The organism is Streptomyces sp. OR43 (assembly GCF_008042275.1).
In the GTDB taxonomy this organism is placed as follows: domain Bacteria; phylum Actinomycetota; class Actinomycetes; order Streptomycetales; family Streptomycetaceae; genus Streptomyces.
The window spans coordinates 31,591-54,240 of the sequence record NZ_RDBK01000032.1; the positions used below are offsets into that span (position 1 = coordinate 31,591).

The following is a 22,650-nucleotide window of genomic DNA, read 5'->3' on the forward strand; positions in this document are numbered from 1 at the left end:
ACCGCCCCTCCCTCGTAGGAGGGAGGGGCGGTCTCCTACCTGAGGATGAGGCGACCGATCAGAGGTCGAACTCCTCGTACTCCGTGTCCTCGGCGCCCTCCACGCCCGCCGCCTCCGCGCCGCTTCCGACGACCGCGGCGATGGCCGCGACGGTCGGCCGGTCGAAGACCGAGGCGAGCGGAAGATCGACCCCGAACACCGCCCTCACCCGCGAGACCACCTGCGTGGCGAGCAGCGAGTGACCACCCAGGTCGAAGAAGTTGTCCTCGACCCCCACCCGCTCCACACCGAGCAGCTCGGCCCACATCTCTGCGAGGACGCGTTCCGTCTCGCTCCGGGGCGCGACATGAGCCTGCCCCGTTCCGGCCACGGTCACGCCGTCGAGCGCCCGGAGCACCGCCCGGTCGACCTTGCCGTTCGGCGTGAGGGGCAGCGCGGCCAGCTCCACGAACACGGAGGGAACCATGAACCCGGGCAGCCGCTCCCCCAGGAAGGCGCGGAGTTCGCCGACCGCCGGAAGCCCCTCTTCCTGGTCCGCCGGCACGACGTGTGCCACCAGTCGGCGATCCTGCTCCGCACCGTCGAGGGTCACGACCGCCGTGCGTACGGCCGCGTGCGCGGTGAGGGCGGCTTCGATCTCGCCGGGTTCGATGCGGAAGCCCCGGATCTTCACCTGGTGGTCGACCCGGCCGACGAACTCAAGCCGACCGTCCGGCAGCCAGCGCACCTGGTCACCCGAGCGGTACATGCGGCTGCCGTCGGCGGCGAAGGGGTCGGCCGTGAACCGCTCGGCGGTCAGGTCCGGGCGGCCCAGGTAACCGCGGGCCACGCCGGTGCCGGCGATGTACAGCTCACCCGTCATCCCGACATGGACGGGGCGCAGCCGGTCGTCCAGGACGTAGACCCGGGTGTTGCCCATCGGGGCACCGATCGGCGGGACACCGTCACCGTCCGGGTCGAGGACGGCGATGCTCGCGCAGACCGTCGCCTCCGTCGGACCGTACGCGTTGAGGAGGCGGTACTCGCCGCGCCAGCGCGCCGCCGCGGCCTCCTCCAGCCGTTCACCGGCCGTGACAAGGGTCCGCAGGCCGGCGAGGTCGGCGGGCTCGAGGACGGCCAGGAGCGACGGCGGCAGCGTCGCCACCCGCACGTCCTTCTCCCGGACGAGCGCGGCCAGGGCGCGCGGCTCACCGCGCTCCTCCGCCGTCGCCACGACCAACCGGCCACCGGCCGCCAGCGTCACCACGACCTCGGACACGGCCGCGTCGAAACCGAACGGCGCGAACTGCAGCACCCCGTCACCCTCGCCGACCCCGAACGCACGCGCCTGCGCCTGCGCCAGGTTCACCACACCCCGGTGCGCGACCTGCACGCCCTTCGGACGACCCGTCGAACCCGACGTGTAGATCACGTACGCCAGCTGGTCCGGTGCCGTCGTCACCTCGGGCGCAGCCGACGGAAGCTCCGCCAGCGCGGCAGCGACCGCCGGGGCATCGACGACCACCGTCCGCAGACGTCCCACGGGCAGCTCGTCCACCAGCTCCTCGGTACCGACCAGCACCGTCGCCCGGCTGTCCCGCAGCATGAAGCCCAGCCGGTCCACCGGGTACTCCGGATCCAGCGGCAGATACGCACCACCGGCCTGCCACACGCCGAGCATCGCCACGACCATGTCGATCCCGCGTGGCAGGCACAGCGCCACCACCGAGTCCGAGCCCACACCCACCGACCGCAGGTAGTGGGCCAGACGGTTCGCCCGACCCATCAACTCCGCGTATTCGACGGAGGCTTCGCCGCACACGACCGCCACCGCATCGGGAGAAGCACTCGCCCGCCCGGCGATCAGCTCATGCACGCCACCGACCGCCGGCACCGGCTCCGCCGTCGCGTTCCACTCCCGTACGACCTGATCGTGCTCGGCCGCCGTCAGCATCGGCAGCTCGCCGAGGCTTCGGTGCGCGTCCGCGGTCAGATTGTCGAGGAGGGCGACGAAGTGCCCGGCCATCCGCTCGATCGTGCTCGCGTCGAACAGCGCGGTGCTGTACTCGATCGCTCCGGACATCGCGTCCCCGCCGTCCGTGAGCACGAGGCGCACGTCGAAGCGGTTGGTCATGGTGGTTCCGGAGTCGTCCGGGAACGACTCGGGGTCGAGGCGGTCGTCGTCGGCGGGAGCGTCGGCGGACCGGCCGTCCTCGGTGAAGTAGTTGAACAGCACCTGGAACAGCGGGCTGCGCGACCGGTCCCGCTCCGTCACCAGTTCGTCCACCAACTGTTCGAACGGCAGGTCCTGGTGCGCGTACGCGTCCAGGGCCACCTTCCGTACCCGGCCGAGGAGTTCGGCGAACGTCGGGTCGCCGGACAGGTCCGTGCGCATCACGAGCGTGTTGACGAAGAACCCGATGAGGTCCTCGGTCTCGGCCCGGTTCCGGTTCGCAACCGGCGTGCCCACGACCACGTCGTCCGAGCCCGCGTACCGGCCGAGCAGCACGTCGAAGGCGGCCAGCAGCGTCATGAACATGGTCGTGCCGTGCTCGCGGGACAGGGCCCTGAGCGCGGTCATCGTCGGCTCGGGGACCTCGAACCGCGCCGTCGCACCGGCCGGCGACCAGAGCGCCGGCCGCGGCCGGTCGGTGGGCAGCTCAAGCGTCGGAGCGCCGGTCAACTGCTCCTTCCAGTAGTCGCGTTGCGCGTCGAGCACCTCGCCGGTCAGCCACTGCCGCTGCCAGAGAGCGAAGTCCGCGTACTGCACGGGCAGAGCCGGCAGCGACGGCTCGCCGCCCTGACGCAACACGTCGTACAGGTACATCAGTTCACGCTGGAAGATGCGCGTCGACCACTCGTCCGAGACCACGTGGTGCATCGAGAGGGCCAGGACGTGCTCGTCGGCCGCCACCCGGATCAGCATGGCGCGGATCAGCGGGCCCGCGGAGAGGTCGAACGGGGTCGCCTCGTCCGCCGCGACGAGCTTCTCGGCCACGAGGAACGGAGCGCCTTCCGCCGACACGTCGATCAGCGGCAGTACGAAGGTCGTCGGCGGGGCGATGACCTGGTGCGGCACACCGTCCGCGTCCGCGACCAGGCGCGTCCGCAGCACCTCGTGCCGTGCCACGATCGCGGTCAGCGCCCCCTGGAGGGCGGCGATGTCGAGGTCGCTGCCCATCCGGACCCGCATCGGCAAGTTGTACTCCAGCGATCCGGGCTCCAGCCGGTCCAGGAACCACAGCCGCTGCTGCGCGAACGACAGCGGCAGCATCCGGTCCCGGCCGACGGGCGTCACCGGCCGGAGATCCGGCCGGTCGGCCGTCTCCGCGAGGGTCGCGGCCAGGCCGCGGACCGTCGGCTGGTCGAAGAGCGCCGCCAGCGGGACCTCGGCGCCSAGGACGTTCCGCATCCGGGAAATCACCTGGGTGGCGAGCAGCGAGTGTCCGCCCAGTTCGAAGAAGTTGTCCTCGGCGCCGACCCGGTCGATGCCCAGAACACTGGACCAGATGCCCGCGAGCAGCTCCTCGACGGCACCCGTGGGGGCCACGGAGGTGTCCGCGTCGGTGCGGCCGAGCTCCGGCTCGGGCAGCGCCGCCCGGTCCAGTTTGCCGTTGGGTGCCAGCGGCAGGTCGGCCAGTTCGACGAAGACGGACGGGACCATGAACTCGGGGACGCTGCGCCGCAGATGCTCGCGCAGCTCGGCCACCGCGGGCATCCCGTCGGCGTGGTCGGCCGGCACCAGGTAGGCCACCAGGCGGCGGTCCTCGTCCTCGCCCCAGGCGGTGACGACCGCGGACCGGACCTGGGGATGGGCGGCGAGCGCTTCCTCGATCTCCCCCGGCTCGATGCGGAATCCGCGCACCTTCACCTGCTGGTCGATGCGACTGAGGAACTCCAGGCGCCCGTCGGCGCGCCAGCGCACCTGGTCGCCGGACCGGTAGGCGCGGGAGCCGTCGCCCGCGTACGGATCGGCCACGAACCGCTCCGCGGTCAGCGCGGGCCGGTGCCCGTAGGCCCGGGCGAGGCTCGCGCCGGCGATGTACAGCTCGCCCGCGATGCCGACCGGCACCGGGTTCAGCCGCTCGTCCAGGACCATCAGCCGTACGTTGGACAGCGGCAGGCCGATCGGGACGAGGCCGCCGGGCGACCAGTCCGTCGTGCCGTCGGTACGCGGGCACACCGTGCTCGCCGCGTCGATGGTGTTCTCGGTCGGGCCGTACAGGTTCGCCACGAGCGCCGTGGCGTTCCTGGCGTAGAAGCGGGTCACGTCGGCCGCCGAGAGCGCCTCACCGCCACAGAAGACCATCCGCAGCGCGGACAGCGACGACGGCCAGGCGTGCGAGACGAACAGCTTGAACAGCGACGGCACGAACTGCACGACCGTCACCCGCCGGGACTCGACGAGCTCCACCAGGTAGTCCAGGTCGCCCTGCCGCCCGGGAGCGGCGAGGACGAGCTCGGCGCCGTTCGACAGCGGCCACAGGAGCTCCCAGACCGAGGCGTCGAACGTGAGCGGCGTCTTGTGGAGCACGCGGTCCGCCGCGGTCAGCTGGTGCTGGTCCTGCATCCACGAGATGCGGTTCATGACACCGCCGTGGGTGATCTGCACCCCCTTCGGGCGGCCGGTCGAACCCGAGGTGTAGATGACGTACGCGAGCTGCTGCGGGTGGACCGCCACCCCGGGCGACGTGTCCGGCCGGGCCGCGAGGGCGGGACGGGTGTCGGGGTCGTCCAGCCACACCACCGTGTCCAGCTCGCCTCCCGCCGCCACGTCCGCGGCGACGGCGCGGTGGCCGACCAGGACGGCGGCGCCGCTGTCCGCGAGCATGAACGCCAGGCGGTCCGCCGGATAGCCCGGGTCGAGCGGGACGTACGCCGCCCCGGCCTGCCAGACAGCGAGGACCGCGGCGACCATGTCCGGGCCGCGCTCCAGGCACAGCGCCACCGGGCACTCGGTACCCACGCCGAGGTCGCGCAGGTGGTGCGCGAGGCGGTTGGCGCGGGACATCAACGCGCCGTAGGTGACGGTCTCTTCGCCCGACACGACGGCGACCGCGTCCGGCGTCGCGAGGGCCCGCCCGACGATCAGCTCGTGCATCCCGCTGACCAGCGGCAGGGGGGCCGCGTTGTCGGTCCACTCGTGCAGGAGCCGGTCGCCCTCGGCCGAGGTCAGCAGCGGCAGATCGCCGATCCGCCGGTCCGCGTCGTCGCCGGCGACGGCCGCGAGGAGGGTGACCAGGTGCCCGGCCATCCGCTCCGCGGTCGTGGCGTCGAAGAGTGCGGTGCTGTACTGGATCTCGCCGGCGAGCGAGCCGTCGTCCTCGCCTTCGCCCAGGGTGACCATGAGGTCGAACTTGACGGGCAGCGACTCCGGTACGAACCCGGAGCCGTCGGACTCCCGCGGAGAGGCGACGGTCGGTTCGTCGTCGTGGGTTCCGGTGTCCCGAAGGTCCTCGGCGCCGTAGCTGAAGAGCGTCTGGAAGAGCGGGGTACGGGACCGGTCCCGCTCCGTGACGAGGTCGTCCACCAGCTGCTCGAACGGCAGGTCCTGGTGCGCGTACGCACCGAGGGCGGTCTCGCGGACCCGGCCGAGGAGTTCGGCGAACGTCGGGTCGCCGGACAGGTCCGTACGCATCACGAGCGTGTTGACGAAGACGCCGATCAGGTTCTCGGTCTCGGCCCGGTTCCGGTTCGCGACCGGGGTGCCGACGGCGATGTCGTCGGTGCCGGCGTAGCGGCCCATGAGAACGTCGAAGGCGGCGAGCAGCGTCATGAACATCGTCGTGCCGTGGGCGCGGGAGAGCACGCGCAGCGCCCGGACCGTCTCGGCGGGAACGGCGAACCGGCTCACCGCACCGGCGGTGGAGCGCACCGCCGGCCGCGGCCGGTCGGTCGGCAGGTCGAGCGTCGGCACGGCGGCCAACGTACGCCGCCAGTAGTCGAGTTGGCCATCGAGCACGTCGCCGGTCAGCCACTGCCGCTGCCAGGCGACGACATCCGCGTACTGGAAGGCCAGCGACGGCAGCGGGTTCGACTCGCCGGCGCGGAACGCCTCGTAGAGGGCGAGGAGTTCGCGTCGGAGGATCCGGTCCGACCATTCGTCGGACACCACGTGGTGCATCAGCAGCGCGAGCACGTGCTCGTCGCTCCCCAGCCGGATGAGCGTGGCCCGGATCAGGGGCCCGTTCGCCAGGTCGAAGGGGACCGTGCCCAGCTCCGCGACCAGACGGGCGGCGGCGTCCTGCGGGTCCGCACTCCCGGAGAGGTCGAGGACGGGGAGAGGCAGGGAGCCGGCCGGGTCGACAACCTGGTACGCGACGCCGTCGGCGCCGGCGACCAGACGGGTACGGAGGACCTCGTGCCGGGCGACGACGGCGTCCAGTGCGGCGCTCAGAGCGACGAGGTCCACGGTCCCGGGCAGGCGCAGACGGGTCGACATGTTGTACTCCGTCGAGCCCGGCTCCAGCTGGTCCAGGAACCACAGGCGCTGCTGGGCGAAGGAGAGCGGAAGCGGCTGGGCGCGGTCCGCCAGGGCGACCGGCGGCGCCGCATCACCCTCAGCGCTCTCGATCGCCGCCGCCAAGCCGCGCACGGTCGGCCGGTCGAAGAGCGCCGACAACGGGACCTCGGCCCCGAACGCCTCCCGTATCCGCGAGATCACCTGCGTCGCGAGCAGCGAGTGACCGCCCAGATCGAAGAAGGAGTCGGTGACACCGACCCGGTCCACACCGAGCACCTGCGACCAGATACCGGCGAGCAACTCCTCCGAGACCGTAGCCGGAGGAACGTACAGACCCTCCAGCGCACCGAAGGACCCATCGGGTTCGGGCAGGGCCTTGCGGTCGATCTTGCCGTTCGGGGTCAGCGGCAGCGCCGCCAGCTCGACGAACACCGACGGAACCATGTACTCCGGCAGCCCGGCACGCAGCCAATCGCGCAGCTCACCGGCCAACGGAGCCCCGCCCGCCTGGTCGGCGGGAACCACGTACGCCACCAGGCGACGCTCCACACCCTGCCCGTGACCCACGACCACCGCCGAGCCGACGGCCGGATGCCCGACCAGAGCCGTTTCGATCTCACCCGGCTCAATCCGGAAACCACGCACCTTCAGCTGCTCATCCGCACGGCCCAGGAACTCCAGCCGACCATCGGACATCCACCGCACCCGGTCGCCCGTCCGGTACATCCGCGAACCGTCCGCCGCGAACAGATCGGCGACGAACCGCTCCGCCGACAGCCCCGCACGGCCGAGGTAGCCACGGGTCACCCCGGCACCGCCGATGAACAGCTCACCCGCCACACCCACCGGCACCGGCTCCAGACGGCCGTCCAGCACGTACACCCGGGTGTTCGCCACCGGCGACCCGATCCCCAACACCCCGTCCGAGGTGACCTGCTCGCACGTCGACCAGATCGTCGTCTCCGTCGGCCCGTACATGTTCCAGACGCCCGCCACGCGCTCCACCAGCGCACGTGCCAAGCCGTCCGGAAGTGCCTCACCACCGGCCAGGGCCACGAGATCCGGCGATCCCGCCCACCCATCGGCGATCAGCATCTGCCACGTCACCGGCGTCGCCTGCATCACCGACGCACCCGAGCTCTCCAACTCACGCGCCAGCGCGCCCGGGTCAGCCGCGACCTCACGACCGGCCACCACGACACGGCCACCCACCACCAGCGGAAGCCACAGCTCCAGACCCGCGATGTCGAAACCCCACGTCGTCACCGCCAACAGCACATCGTCCGAGTCGAGCCCCGGACGTTGTGCCATACCGGCCAGGAAGTTCACCAGGCTTCTCTGGCCCACCAGGACACCCTTCGGGCGACCGGTCGACCCGGATGTGTACAGCACATACGCCAAATGATCGGCAGCACAGGACACATCGAGGGGCGAGGGCGAGAGACCCTCAAGCGTCCCCCGCGTCTCTGCGTCGTCCAGCCAGACCACCGACCCCACAGAGTCCAGCGGCAACCCGCCCGCCACGGACCGGTGCCCCACCAGCACACCCGCACCACTGTCGGCGAGCATGAACTCCAGCCGGTCCGACGGGAACTCCGGATCCAGCGGCAGATACGCACCCCCCGCCAGCCACACCGCAAGCCCCACCACAACCATGTCCACGCCGCGCTCCACACACACCGCGACAACAGACTCCGCACCCACACCCACCGACCGCAGATGACGCGCCAGACGGTTCGCCCGACCCATCAGCCCGCCGTACGTGACCGACTCCCCACCGGCCACCACAGCCACCACATCCGGAGCCGACCCCGCCCGCTCAGCAATCAGCCCCTGCACCCCACCGACCCCGGACACCTCCACATCCGTGTCGTTCCAGCCCCGCACCACGACGTCCCGCTCACCCGCGGTCAGCACCGGAAGCTCGTCAACCATCCGGTCCGCGTCCGCCGCGACAGCGTCCAGCAGCGTGACCAGATGCCCCGCCATCCGCTCCACCGTCGCCGCGTCGAACAACGCGGTGCTGTACTGGATCTCCGCGGCCAGCGCGCCCTCGGCGTCCGCCAGGGCCAGCGCCAGGTCGTACTTCACCGGGACGGGGCCGCTGTGCGCGGCCGCGTCGGCGGCCGACCTGCTCGCGGGGGCGGCTCCGGTGTCGGCTCCGCTGTCACCGGATTCCTGCTGCGGCTCGCTCGGGTCCCCCGCGACGTAGCTGAAGAGCGTCTGGAAGAGCGGGCTGCGCGAGCGGTCCCGCTCGACGTCCATCGCGTCCACGAGCTGCTCGAACGGCAGGTCCTGGTGCGCGTACGCACCGAGGGCCGTCTCGCGCACCCGTCCGAGGAGCTCGGCGAAGGTGGGCGCGCCGGACAGGTCCGTGCGCAGCACGAGCGTGTTGACGAAGAACCCGATCAGGTCCTCGGTCTCGGCACGGTTCCGGTTGGCCACCGGCGTGCCCACGACCACGTCGTCCGCCTCCGCGTACCTCCCCAGCAGGACGTTGAAGACCGCCAGCAGCGTCATGAACATCGTCGTGCCACGCTCACGGGACAGGGCGCGCAGCGCCCGTACCGTCTCGGCCGGAACGACGAACCGGGCCACCGCACCCTCGGTGGAGCGCACCGCCGGCCGGGGCCGGTCGGTCGGCAGGTCGAGCGTCGGCAGATCCCCCAGCGCACGCTGCCAGTAGCCCAGCTGGCCGTCGAGCACATCGCCGGTCAGCCACTGCCGCTGCCAGGCGACGACATCCGCGTACTGGAAGGCCAGCGGCGGCAGCGGGTTCGGCTCGCCCGCGCGGAACGCCTCGTACAGGGCGGCCAGCTCGCGCTGGAGCACACGGTCCGACCACTCGTCGAAGACGACGTGGTGGATGACGAGCGACAGCACGTGCTCGTCCGCAGCGATCCGTACGAGCACGGCCCGCACCAGAGGCCCGTTCGCCAGGTCGAACGGCGTCAGGATGTCCTTGGCGAACAGGTCGTCGGCGACACCCTCCGGGTCCCTGGTCCCGGACACGTCCACGAGCGGAAGGGGCAGGGCGGCCGGCGCGTCGATGACCTGGTACGCCACGCCGTCCGCGCCCGCGACCAGGCGGGTCCGCAGGACCTCGTGGCGGTCGACGATCGCGTCCAGAGCGGCGCTCAGGGCCACCACGTCCATGGCCCCGGTCAGGCGCAGACGGGTCGACATGGTGTACTCCGTCGAGCCCGGCTCCAGCTGGTCCAGGAACCACAGGCGCTGCTGGGCGAAGGAGAGCGGAAGCGGCTGCGTACGGTCCGCCAGGACGACCGGCGGCGCCGCAACACCCGCAGCGCTCTCGATCGCCGCCGCCAGACCACGCACGGTCGGCCCGTCGAAGAGCGCCGACAACGGGACCTCGGCCCCGAACGCCTCCCGGATCCGCGAGATCACCTGCGTCGCGAGCAGCGAGTGACCGCCCAGGTCGAAGAAGGGGTCCATGGCACCGACCCGGTCCACACCGAGCACCTGCGACCAGATCCCCGCCAGCAGTTCCTCCGAGACCGTGGCCGGAGCGACGAAGGCGGTGTCCAGTTCGCCGCGCAGCTCGGCCGGCTCGGGCAGGGCCTTGCGGTCGATCTTGCCGTTCGGGGTCAGCGGCAGCGCCGCCAGCTCGACGAACACCGACGGAACCATGTACTCCGGCAGCCCGGCACGCAGCCAATCGCGCAGCTCACCGGCCGACGGAGCCCCGTCCGCCTGGTCGGCGGGAACCACGTACGCCACCAGACGGCGCTCCACACCCTGTCCGTGACCCACGACCACCGCCGAGCCGACGGCCGGATGCCCGACCAGAGCCGTTTCGATCTCACCCGGCTCAATCCGGAAACCACGCACCTTCAGCTGCTCATCCGCACGGCCCAGGAACTCCAGCCGGCCACCGGACATCCACCGCACCCGGTCGCCCGTCCGGTACATCCGCGAACCGTCCGCCGCGAACAGATCGGCGACGAACCGCTCGGCCGACAGCCCTGCACGGCCGAGGTAGCCACGGGTCACCCCGGCACCGCCGATGAACAGCTCACCCGCCACACCCACCGGCACCGGCTCCAGACGGCCGTCCAGCACGTACACCTGGGTGTTCGCCACCGGCGAGCCGATCCCCAACGCCCCGCCCGGGATGACCTGCTCGCACGCGGACCAGATCGTCGTCTCCGTCGGCCCGTACATGTTCCAGACCTCGGCCAGCCGCCGCACCAGGGCCGCGGCCAGCCCGCCCGGCAGCGCCTCGCCTCCGCACAACGCCCGCAGCCCAGGCCGCCCGGTCCAGCCGTCGGCGATCAGCATCTGCCAGGTCACCGGTGTCGCCTGCATCACCGAGACGCCCCAGCGCTCCAGCTCGCCGGCCAGCGCGCCCGGATCGCCCACCACCTCGCGGTCGGCGACCACGACGCGGCCGCCCACCACCAGCGGAAGCCACAGCTCCAGACCCGCGATGTCGAAGCCCCACGTCGTCACCGCCAACAGCACATCGTCCGAGTCGAGCCCCGGACGTTGTGCCATACCGGCCAGGAAGTTCACCAGGCTCACCTGGCCCACCAGGACACCCTTCGGGCGACCGGTCGACCCGGACGTGTACAGCACGTAGGCCAACTGGTCCTCGGCACACGGCACATCGAGGGCCGCGGACGGGAGGCTCTCCAGTGCCGACCGCGTCTCCGCGTCGTCGAGCCAGACCACCGAGGCGACCGAGTCCAGCGGCAACCCGCCCGCCACCGATCGGTGACCCACCAGCACACCCGCGCCACTGTCGGCGAGCATGAACTCCAGCCGGTCCGACGGGAACTCCGGATCCAGCGGCAGGTACGCACCCCCCGCCAGCCACACCGCAAGCCCCACCACAACCATGTCCACGCCGCGCTCCACACACACCGCGACCACGGACTCCGCACCCACACCCACCGAACGCAGATGACGCGCCAGACGGTTCGCCCGACCCATCAGCCCGCCGTACGTGACCGACTCCCCGCCGGCCACCACAGCCACCGCATCCGGAGCCGAGGCGGCCCGCTCAGCGATCAGCCCCTGCACCCCACCGACCCCGGACACCTCCACATCCGTGTCGTTCCAGCCCCGCACCACGACGTCCCGCTCACCCACGGTCAGCACCGGAAGCTCACCCACGCGCCGGCCCTCGTCGGCCGCGAGGGCGTCCAGGAGGGTGGCCAGGTGGCCGGTCATGCGCTCGACCGTCTCGGCGTCGAAGTGGGCGCGGTCGTAGGAGAGCTTGATCCTGACGTCGCGGCCCGCGCCGGCGGTGATGTGGAGCGGGTAGTTGACCTGCTCGCGGCCGTAGTTGAGGTCGGCCTGCAGGCCGTTGGAGGCGGAGGTCTCCCGGCCCTCGGTCAGGGTCTGGTCCGGGAAGTTCTCGAAGACGAAGAGGCTGTTGAACAGCGCCTGTCCGGCGGGCAGTTCGCTGCACTCACCGATGGTCACCAGCGGAACCTGCTCGTACTGGCGGGCCAGCACCTGCTCGTCCTGCAGCCCGACCAGCCAGTCCACGACCGCCTGTTCGCGGTCGACGCGGATGCGCGTCGGGGTCGTGTTGATCAGGAGGCCGACCATGGAGTCCATGCCCTCGACCTGGCCGCCGCGCCCGGACGACGTCACGCCGAACACCACGTCGTCCGTGCCGGAGTACAGGGCGAGGAGCAGCGCCCACGCGCCCTGGACGACGGTGTTCACCGTCAGCCGGTGACGGCGGGCGAAGTCGGCGAGGCCGGACTCGGCGGTCGTGCGCGACAGCGCCACCTGGGCCTCGGCGCGGCCCTGGTCACCGGTGGCCCGCTCCACGCCGAGCGTGGTGGGTTCGGTGATCCCGGCCAGGCGCTCGCGCCAGTACGCGCGCGCCTGGTCCAGGTCCTGGCCGTGGACCCAGGCGACGAAATCCCGGAAGGGCGCGCGCGGGGTCAGGTCGGGCCGGGCCCGGCCGGTGCGGAAGGCGTCGTACGCCTCCAGCAGCTCGCCCATGACGATGGGGAGGCTCCAGCCGTCGAGGAGCAGGTGGTGGTAGCTCCAGACGAGCTGGTGACGGTCGTCGGCGAGGCTGATGACGGTGATCCGCATCAGGGTGGGCGCGGAGAAGTCGGCGCCCTGCTCCCAGTCGGCCTCCAGGTGCTCGCGGATCGCCCGCTGCTGTGCCTCCTCGTCCAGGTGCGAGACGTCACGGACGTCCAGGGGCAGCGGGACGGAGCGGGAGACGACGGCCAGCGGCTCGGGCACGCCGTCCCAGACGACGGCGGTGCGCAGCACCTCGTGCCGGGAGACGATCAGTTCCCATGCCTGCTCCAGGGCGTCGAAGTCGAGCTCGCCCTCCAGGGAGAGCCCGTTCTGCACCCAGTACATGCCGGGGTCGCCGGAGAGCCGCGTGTGAAAGAGCATGCCCTGCTGGAGGGCGGTCAGCGGGTAGATGTCCTCGATCCGGGTGGGCAGGCCGCGCGTGACACGGTCGAGCGCGGCCTGGTCGAGCCGCGGCGCGAGCGGGAAGTCGGACGGCGTGCTGCCACCCGTCTCCGGCCGGCAGCAGTACTCGATCAGCTCGGCGAGCACCTCGACGTACCGCTCCGCGAGGCGCGCGACGGTCGCCTCGTCGTGCACCTCGGCGCCGTACGCCCACACCATCTCCAACTGCCCGTCCGCCACACGGCAGTTGACGTCGAGCAGGTGTGTGCGGTCACCTTCCGTCGACCAGGCGCGGCCGAGCGAGCCCTTGCCCGGGCGGAGCCGGCCCGCCCCGCCGCGCGTGGTGGCGGGCGTACGGTCGCCGGTCCGCGCGGCGTTCTGGCTCAGGTAGTTGAAGCTGACCTCGGCGTGCCCCTGCGGGCTCCAGTCCGTGAGGTGGCGCAGCAGGCCGTAGCCCAGGCCCTTGCGCGGGACGCCGCGCAGGTTCTCCTTCGTACGGCGCAGCAGCGCGCCCAGGTCGCCGTCGGCGGCTCCGGTGAGCACCACCGGGTAGACGCTGGTGAACCAGCCGACCGTCCGGGACACGTCGATGTCGGCGCCGACGTCCTCGCGGCCGTGGCCCTCCAGGTCGACGACGACGGACGGAGCGCCGGCCCAGGAGGTCAGGGTCGTGCCGAGCGCGGCGAGGAGGACGTCGTTGATCTGGGTACGGAAGGCGCTCGGCACCTCGCGCAGGAGGCGTTCGGTGAGGTCCGCGTCGAGCGTGGCCACGACCTCGCCGGCGGTGGTCGCGCGGTTGTTCCCGGCGCGGTCGCGCGGCAGGGGTGCGGCGCCGGCCTCGGCAGCACGCCAGTACGGGGCTTCCGCGGCCAGCTCGGGCGAGTCGGCCAGTTCGGCGAGCCGCTGGGTCCACCGTGGGAAGGACGTCGTCTTCGCGGGCAGCTCCACCGTCGCGGCGCCCGCTTCGGCCTGCGCGTAGGCGGAGATCAGGTCCTCCATCAGCACCGGCCAGGAGACCGCGTCGACCACGAGGTGGTGTGCCACCACGAGGACCAGCGGGTCCCGGTCGTCGCCGCGCTCGAAGACGGCGACCCGGAACAGCGGCCCCCGCTCCAGGTCGAGGCTCGCCTGTACCTCCGTGGCGCGTGTCTCCAGGTACGCGGCCTCGTCCAGGGCGTCGTCCACGGCGGAGACGTCGATCACGGACACCGGGTCGGCGGTCTCGGCGGCCACCAGGCGGCCGGCCCACTCCCCGTTCGCCTCCCGCACGAAGCGGGAGCGCAGCACGTCGTGCTGCTCGGCGAGCGCGCGCACCGCGACCCGCAGCAGGGCGTGGTCGACGGAGCCGTCGGCCTCCAGGACCGTGGACTGGTTGAAGTGCGCCGCCTGCGGCAGCTCGCGGCCGAGGAACCACCGCTGGATCGGCGAGAGAGTGAAGTCGCCCGTCACGACGCCCTGTTCGGCGTCGGCAGTGCTCTCGCTCGCCGCCACGGTGGCGAGTCCGGCCACCGTCTGGTGATCGAAGAGCTGCGCCGCCGTCACGTGCACGCCGAAGTCCCGGGCGCGGGCGACGACGCGGATGCTGATGATGGAGTCGCCGCCGAGGTCGAAGAAGTTGTCCTCGATCCCGACCCGGTCCACGCCCAGGACCTCGGCCCACGCCTCGGCGAGGACCCGCTCCACCTCGGTGCGCGGCGCGACGTACGTGTCCGCCGACGCCGCCGCGCTCGCCCCGTCCGGCGCCGGCAGGGCGCCGCGGTCGATCTTGCCGCTCCTGGTGAGCGGCATTCCGGCCATCTCGGTGAAGAGCGCCGGAATCATGAACGTGGGGAGACGTTCGCCGACGTGGGCGCGCAGCTCGGCGACGGGCGGGATGCCCTCGGCCATGTCCGCGGGCACCAGGTAGGCGACGAGCTTGCGCTCCGTACCGCTGCCGTACGCCGTCACGACGGCGGTCCTGACGCCCGGGTGGCCGGCGAGGACGACCTCGATCTCGCCGGGCTCGATGCGGAAGCCGCGCACCTTCACCTGGTTGTCCGCGCGGCCGACGAACTCGATGCGCCCGTCCGCGAGTCGGCGGGCCCGGTCGCCCGAGCGGTACATGCGGGTGCCGTCCGCGGCGAACGGGTCGGCGACGAAGCGCTCGGCGCTCAGCGCGCCCCGGCCGCCGTAGCCGCGGGTGACGCCGGCACCGGCGATGAACACCTCTCCGGCGACGCCCACCGGGGCGGGGTTGAGCGCCGGGTCGAGGATGTGGACCCGCTCGTCGAGGAACGGGGTGCCGATCGGCGGGGTGCCGTCCGCGGTGACCTGTCCGCCGGTCGTGGCGATGGTGGTCTCGGTCGGCCCGTACACGTTCAGCAGCTTCAGTCGCCGGCGCCACCGGGCGGTGAGCGCGGCCTCCACCCGCTCGCCGCCGACGAGTACCGCGGCGAGGTCGGGGAGGTCGTCCGGGGACAGCACCCCGAGCAGCGTGGGCGTCATGAAGGCGAGGCCCACGGCGGTCCGCCGCATCATCGAGGTCAGCCGCTCGGGCGGGGTGCGGTCCTGCCGCTCGGCGACGACCAGGGTCGCGCCGGTCGGTAGCGCCATCACCACCTCCCACACGGAGGCGTCGAAGCTGAACGAGGCGAACCCGAGGACGCGGTCGCCCGGGCCGGCCTGCAGCAGCGGGCGCATCGCCTCGGCGAGGGTCGTCACGCCGCGGTGCGGCACGTGGACGCCCTTCGGCCGGCCCGTCGAACCGGACGTGTAGATGATGTACGCCAGCTGGTCGGGCAGGGAGCGCACCCCGGGCGGCGTCGCGGGGAACGCGTCGAGCTCCGTCAGGGTCGCCGGGTCGTCCAGGAGCAGCACGGTCCCCACGGAGCCGTCGGCGGCGGGATCGGCGGCGAGGTCCGCGACGAGGTCGGCGGCCACCTCCTGGTGGGCGACGAGCACCGACGCGCCGGTGTCGCTCATCATGAACCGGCGCCGCTCCAGCGGGTAGGCGGGGTCGAGGGGCAGGTACGCCGCCCCGGCCTGCCAGGCCGCCAGCGAGGCGACCGCCATGTCGGCGGAGCGGTCCAGGCACAGCGCGACGACGGACTCCGGTCCCGCGCCGGCCAGGCGCAGGCGGTGGGCCAGCCGGTTCGCGCGGGCCATCAGCGCGCCGTACGTGAGGGACTGCTCGCCCGCCAGGACAGCCACGACGTCGGGCGTCGCGGCGGCCTGAGCGGCGATCAGCTCGTGCAGGCCGCCGGTGGACGGCAGATCGGCGGCGGTGTCGTTCCACTCCTCGACGAGCAGCCGGCGCTCGGCCTCGGGCAGCAGCGGCACCTCGGCCACGTGCTGTCCCGCGTCGGCGGCGATGCCTTCGAGGAGGGTGATCAGGTGCGCGGCCATTCGCTCGACAGTCGTGGCCTCGAACAGGGCGGTGCTGAACTGGAGTTCACCGGTCAGCGCGCCGTTGTCGTCGGCCAGGGTCAGAACCAGGTCGAACTTCACGGGGACGGGCTCGGGGCCGGTCCCGGTGACGGCCGTCCGCACCGGGACGGAGCCCTGGTCGCCGGGGTCGCCCGGCTCCCCCGGCACGTAGCTGAACATGACGTCGGTCAGCGGGTTGCGGGACCGGTCGCGTTCGGCGACGAGCGCGTCGACGAGCCGGTCGAAGGGCAGGTCCTGGTGCCGGTACGCGCCGAGGGCCATCTCCCGCACCCGACCGAGGAGATCGGCGAAGGACGGGTTGCCGGACAGGTCCGAGCGCATGACCAGCGTGTTGACGAAGAAGCCGATCAGGTCCTCGGTCTCGGCGAGCGAGCGGTTCGCGACCGGCGTGCCGATCGCGACGTCGTCCGTGTCGCCGTAGCGCCCGAGGAGGACGCTGAACGCGGCGAGCGTGGTCATGGACATCGTCGTGCCGCTCTCGCGGGACAGCGCGCGCAGCGCCTCCGCGGTGTCCGGCGCGATGCTGAAGCGGGTGACGGCACCCGCGGTGGAACGCACCTGGGGACGCGGCAGGTCGGTGGGCAGTTCGAGGACCGGCGTCCGGTCCAACTGGGTGCGCCAATAGTGGAGTTGTTCGTCGAGCACGTCACCGGTCAGCCACTGCCGCTGCCAGGCCGCGACGTCCGCGTACTGCGCGGCGAGCGGCGGCAGCGGGTCGGGCTCGCCGGCCCGGAACGCCTCGTACAGCGCGGCCAGTTCGCGCCGGACGATCCGGTCCGACCACTCGTCGAAGACGACGTGGTGCATGGCGAGGCTCAGGACGTGGTCGTCCGGCGCCAGGCGCAGCAGGGTGGCCCGTATGAGGGGTCCGTTCGCCAGGTCGAAGTGCGTCAGGCCGTCGGCGCCGATCAGCCGGTCGGCGGCGTCCTGCGGGTCGGCGGCACCGGAGACGTCCACGACCGGCAGCGGCAGGCCGGCCGCCGGGTCGACGACCTGCTGCGCCACCCCGTCCGCACCGGCGACGAGGCGGGTCCGCAGGACTTCGTGGCGGGCCACGAGCGCGTCCAGGGCGGCGCCCAGGGCGGCGGCGTCCAGCTCGCCGGCGAACCGCAGACGGGTGGACATGTTGTAGTCGACCGAGCCGGGCTCCAGCTGGTCCAGGAACCACAGGCGCTGCTGGGCGAACGACAGCGGCAGGGCCGCGTCCCGCGCGACGGGCGTCACCGGCGGCGCGGCGTCACGGGCGGCGCCGTCGACGAGCGCGGCCAGGCCCCGTACCGTCGGCCGGTCGAACAGGGCGGCCAGCGGAAGCTCCACCGAGAACATCTCGCGGACCCGGGAGACGACCTGGGAGGCCAGCAGGGAGTGGCCGCCCAGCTCGAAGAAGCCGTCGAGGACCCCCACCCGCTCCACGCCGAGCACGCGCGCCCACACGTCGGCGAGCAGTTCCTCGGTGGCCGTGGCGGGGGCGACGTACCGGCCGCCGCTCCCGGTCCGGAAGCCGGCGGGCTCAGGCAGCGCCGCCCGGTCGGTCTTGCCGTTCGGGGTCAGCGGCAGCCCGGCAAGCTCCGCGAACACCGACGGGACCATGAACTCGGGCAGCCGCTCGCCCGCGAAGGCGCGCAGCTCGGCGACGGGCGGCAAGCCCTTCGCGTGGTCGGCCGGGATGGCGTAGGCCACGAGCCGGCGGTCCGAGCCGTCCCCGAACGCGACGACGACGGCCGTCCGGACGCCCGGGTGCGCGATGAGCGCCGCCTCGATCTCCAGCGGCTCGATCCGGTAGCCGCGCACCTTCAGCTGGTCGTCGGCGCGGCCCAGGAACTCGAGCTGCCCGTCCGCCGACCACCGCACGCGGTCGCCGGTCCGGTACAGCCGGGAGCCGTCGGCGGCGAACGGGTCGGCCACGAACCGCTCGGCGGTCAGCGCCGGGCGCCCTCCGTAGCCGCGCGCCAACTGGGGGCCACCGACGAACAGTTCGCCGGGGACGCCGACCGGCACGCAGCGCATGGACGCGTCGAGGACGTACACGCCGGCGTTGAGGATCGGCGCACCGATCGGCGGCGCGCCCTTGACGGCCGGGTCCTCGACCTCGGCGACGCTCGCACAGACCGTGGTCTCGGTCGGCCCGTAGGCGTTGAACAGGCGGTGGCGCTGCCGCCACACGGCGGCCAGGCCGGCGTCGAGCCGCTCGCCCGCGGTGACCAGCGTGGTCACGCCGTCCAGGTCGCCCGGCGTGAGCGCCTCGAGCAGCGACGGCGGCACGGTCGCCACGCTCACCCCGCTGCGGGTGACCAGCGACGCGAGCCGGGCCGGGTCGGCCCGGTCCGGCGCCTCGGCCACAACCAGCGTCGCGCCGACGGCCAGCGCCATGACCAGCTCCCACACCGAGGCGTCGAAGCTGAACGGCGCGAACCCGAGCACGGTGTCGTCGCGGCCGGTCCCGAGCGCCGCCTGCTGCGCCGCGACGAGGTTCACCAGCCCGCGGTGGGAAAGGTGGACGCCCTTCGGCCGGCCGGTGGAACCGGAGGTGTAGATCACGTACGCGAGCTGGTCCGCCAGGACCGGCACGGACGGCGGGGCGGCGGGCAGCGCGGCGAGCGCCGTACGGGTGTCCGGGTCGTCCAGCCACACGACGGTGTCGAGACCGGCGGTCGCCGCGAGCTCGGACCCGACGGAGCGGTGGCCGACGAGCACGGTGGCGCCGCTGTCGGCAAGCATGAACTCCAGTCGCTCGGCCGGGTACTGCGGGTCCAGCGGAAGGTAGGCCGCCCCGGCCTGCCACACCGCGAGGACCATGACGGCCATGTCGGCCCCGCGCTCGGGGCACACGGCGACCACGGACTCGGCCCCCACACCCGCGTCCCGCAGATGACGGGCGAGGCGCGCGGCGCGGGCCGTCAACTCGGCGTAGCTCAGGGAGACTTCACCGGAGACGAGAGCGGTCGCGTCGGGGTCCGCCGCGGCTCGCTCGGCCACCAGCTCGTGGACTCCGGCCGCGGTGGAGACCGGTCCGGCGGTGTCGTTCCACTCCCGCACCAGCCGGTCCCGCTCGGCCTCGGTCAGGACGGGCAGGTCACCGAGCCGCTGCCCGGAGTCCTCGGCGACGGCCGTCAGGACCGTGGCCAGGTGGCCGGCCATCCGCTCCATGGTGGCGTCGTCGAAGTGCGCACGGTCGTACGACAGGCGCACCACCAGCTCCCGCGCGGAGGAGGCGATCACACCGAGGGGGTAATTCGACTGGTCGCGGCCGTAGTTGGCGCCGGCACGCAGCCCGTCTCCGTCCGTGTACCGCCCACCTTCGCCGCCCTCGACCCGTGCCTGGTCGGGGTAGTTCTCGAAGGCGTACAGCGTGTTGAAGAGCGCCTGCCCCGGGGCGAGCGCACTGCACTCGGTGATCGTGGTCAGCGGCGTCTGCTCGTACTTGCGGGCCCGCACCTGCTGGGCCTGCAGTGCGGCGAGCCACTCCACCACGGACCGGTCGCGTTCGATCCGGGCGCGCACGGGCGTGGTGTTGATCAGCAGACCGACCATGGAGTCCATACCGTCGATCTGTCCGCCACGACCGGACGACGTCGTGCCGAACACCACGTCGTCGGAGCCCGCGTACAGGCCCAGCACCAGCGACCAGGCGCCCTGCACCACGGTGTTGAGGGTGAGCCGGTGGCGGCGCGCGAAGTCGGCGAGGCCCGATTCGGCGACCTCGGCCGGCAGCGGCACCTGCCGCTCGTCCCGCCCCTGCTGCCCGGTGGCGTGCTCCACACCGAGGGCGACGGGCTCGGTGACCCCGGCGAGGTGGTCGCGCCAGTACGAGCGCGCCTCGTCCAGGTCCTGTCCGGCGACCCAGGAGACGAAGTCCCGGAACGGGGCGCGCGCGGCGAGCGCCGGCCGCTCCTCGCCAGCGCGGTAGGCGCGGTACGCCTCCAGGACCTCGCCCAGGACGATGGGGATGCTCCAGCCGTCGAGGAGCAGGTGGTGGTAGCTCCAGAGAAGCTGGTGCCGGTCTTCGGCGAGCCGGATCACCGAGATCCGCACGAGCGTGGGCAGGGTGAAGTCGGCGCCGCGCGCCCAGTCGGCCTCCAGGTACGCGGAGATCGCGTGGCGCCGCTCCTCCTCGTCGAGCGCAGAGAGGTCCAGCAACTCCAAGGGGACGGGGACGGCGCGGGAGACGACCGCGAGCGGCTGCGGCACGCCCTCGGAGACGACGGCGGTGCGCAGCACCTCGTGCCGCGAGAACACCAGCTCCCACGCCAGCGTGAGGGCGTCGAGGTCCAGTTCGCCTTCCAGCAGCAGGCCGTTCTGGGCCCAGTACATGCCGGGGTCGGAGGACAGGCTGGTGTGGAAGAGCATGCCCTGCTGGAGGGCGGTGAGCGGATAGATGTCCTCGATCTCGGTCGGCAGGCTCCGCGCGACACGGTCGAGCGTGGCCTGGTCGAGCTGCGTCGCGAGGGGGAAATCGGACGGCGTGTGGCCTCCGGTGCCGGGGCGGCAGCAGTACGCGATGAGATCGGCCAGCACGTCGACGTAGCGCTGCGCGAGGCGCCCGACGGTCGCCTCGTCGTGCACCTCGGCGCCGTACGTCCACTCCATCTCCAGGCGGCCGTCGGCGACCTGGCTGTTGACCTCGATCAGGTACGCGCGGATGCCGTCCTGGGACTGGGACTCGCCGAGCGAGCGGCCGGTAGGGCGGAAGCGCAGGGCGGGAACCCCGTGGGCGGCTTCGGTGGCCTCGGTGGTACCGGCGTCGGGGCGGCGGCCCGACTGTCCGAGGTAGTTGAAGCTGACCTCGGTGCGCTCCTGCGGCGTCCAGTCGGTGAGGCGGCGCAGGAGGCCGTAGCCCAGGCCCTTGCGCGGGACGCCCCGCAGGTACTCCTTCGTACGGCGCAGCAACGCACCCAGGTCGCCGTCGGTTGCCGGCCCGGTGAGTTCCACCGGGTGGACGCTGGTGAACCAGCCGACGGTCCGGGACACGTCGATGTCGGCGCCGACGTCCTCGCGGCCGTGGCCTTCGACGTCCACGACGACGGACCGCGTGCCGGTCCACTCGGTGAACACCGCGCCCAGCACGCTCAGCAGCACGTCATTGATGTGCGTCCGGTACGCCGCCGGGACCTCGCGCAGCAGCCGCTCGGTCAGCTCGGCGTCCAGGGACAGGCGCAGGTTGCGCACCGAAGCGTTCCGGTTCGGACCGTCGTGGTCGCGGGGCAGCGGGACGACCGCTGCTTCCGCCTGCCGCCAGTGGGGGGCTTCGAGCGCGAGCTCCGGCGACGCCGCCAGCTCTGCCAGGCGCTGCGACCAGTGCCGGAACGACGTGGTCTTGGCGGGCAGCTCCACGACGCCGGCACCCTGCTCGACCTGCCGATACGCCGCCTCGAGGTCCTCAAGGAGCACGGGCCAGGAGACCGTGTCCACGACGAGGTGGTGGACGACGAGCAGCAGCAGCTCGTTGCGATCGCCGCGGTCGAAGAGGGCCGCGCGCAGGAGGGGGCCGTCGGTCAGATCGAGGCCGGCCTGGATCTCGGTGGCGCGGGCGTCCAGGAGGTGCCGGTCGGCGTCGGCGGTCAGGTGGGAGACGTCGACGGCGGCGAGCAGGTCGGCCGGCTCGGCGGCCAGGATCCGGCCGGTCCACCGGCCTTCCTCCCGCACGAACCGGGCACGCAGCGCGTCGTGCTGCTCGACCAGCGCACCCAGGGCCCGGCGCAGGACGTCGGGATCGACGGGCCCGGTGGCCTCCAGGACGACCGACTGGTTGAAGTGCGACGGCCGGGGCATGTCGCGGTCGAGGAAGTCCTGCTGGATCGGCGTAAGCGCGAAGTCGCCGACGACGAGCCCCTGTTCGGCGTCAGCCAGGCTCTCGCTCGTGGCGACCGAGGCCAGGGCGGCGACGGTCTGGTGGCTGAACAGCTGTGCCACCGTCACGTGGACCCCGAGCTCGCGGCACTTCGCGGCGACGCGGATGCTGATGATGGAGTCGCCGCCTAGCTCGAAGAAGTTGTCCTCGATCCCGACCCGCTCCACGCCCAGGACCTCGGCCCACACCTCGGCCAGGATCCGCTCCACGTCGGAACGCGGCGCCACGAACTCGCCCGCCGCACCCGTCCACGCGCTGTCCGGGTCGGGCAGGGCGGCGCGGTCGAGCTTGCCGTTGGGGCTCAGCGGGAGGGCCGCGAGTTCCACGAACCCGGAGGGGATCATGTAGGCGGGCAGTCGGCTGCCGGCGTACGCGCGGAGGTCGGCGACGGTCGGGGTGCCGGCCGTCTGATCGGCGGGGACCAGGTACGCGACGAGGCGGCGGTCCTCGACATCGCCGAAAGCGGCGACGACGGAGGTACGGATCCGGGGGTGGCCGGTCAGGACCGCCTCGATCT

1 protein-coding gene is annotated in these 22,650 nt (G+C 72.6%); it reads right to left on the reverse strand.

What is annotated here, in order from left to right; genetic code table 11:
* Positions 1 to 58: 58 nt before the first annotated feature.
* Entirely contained in the window at positions 59 to 22,648 is a 22,590-nt protein-coding gene (locus tag EAO72_RS16175; protein WP_261991503.1) for a non-ribosomal peptide synthetase, read from the reverse strand.
* Positions 22,649 to 22,650: the final 2 nt, after the last annotated feature.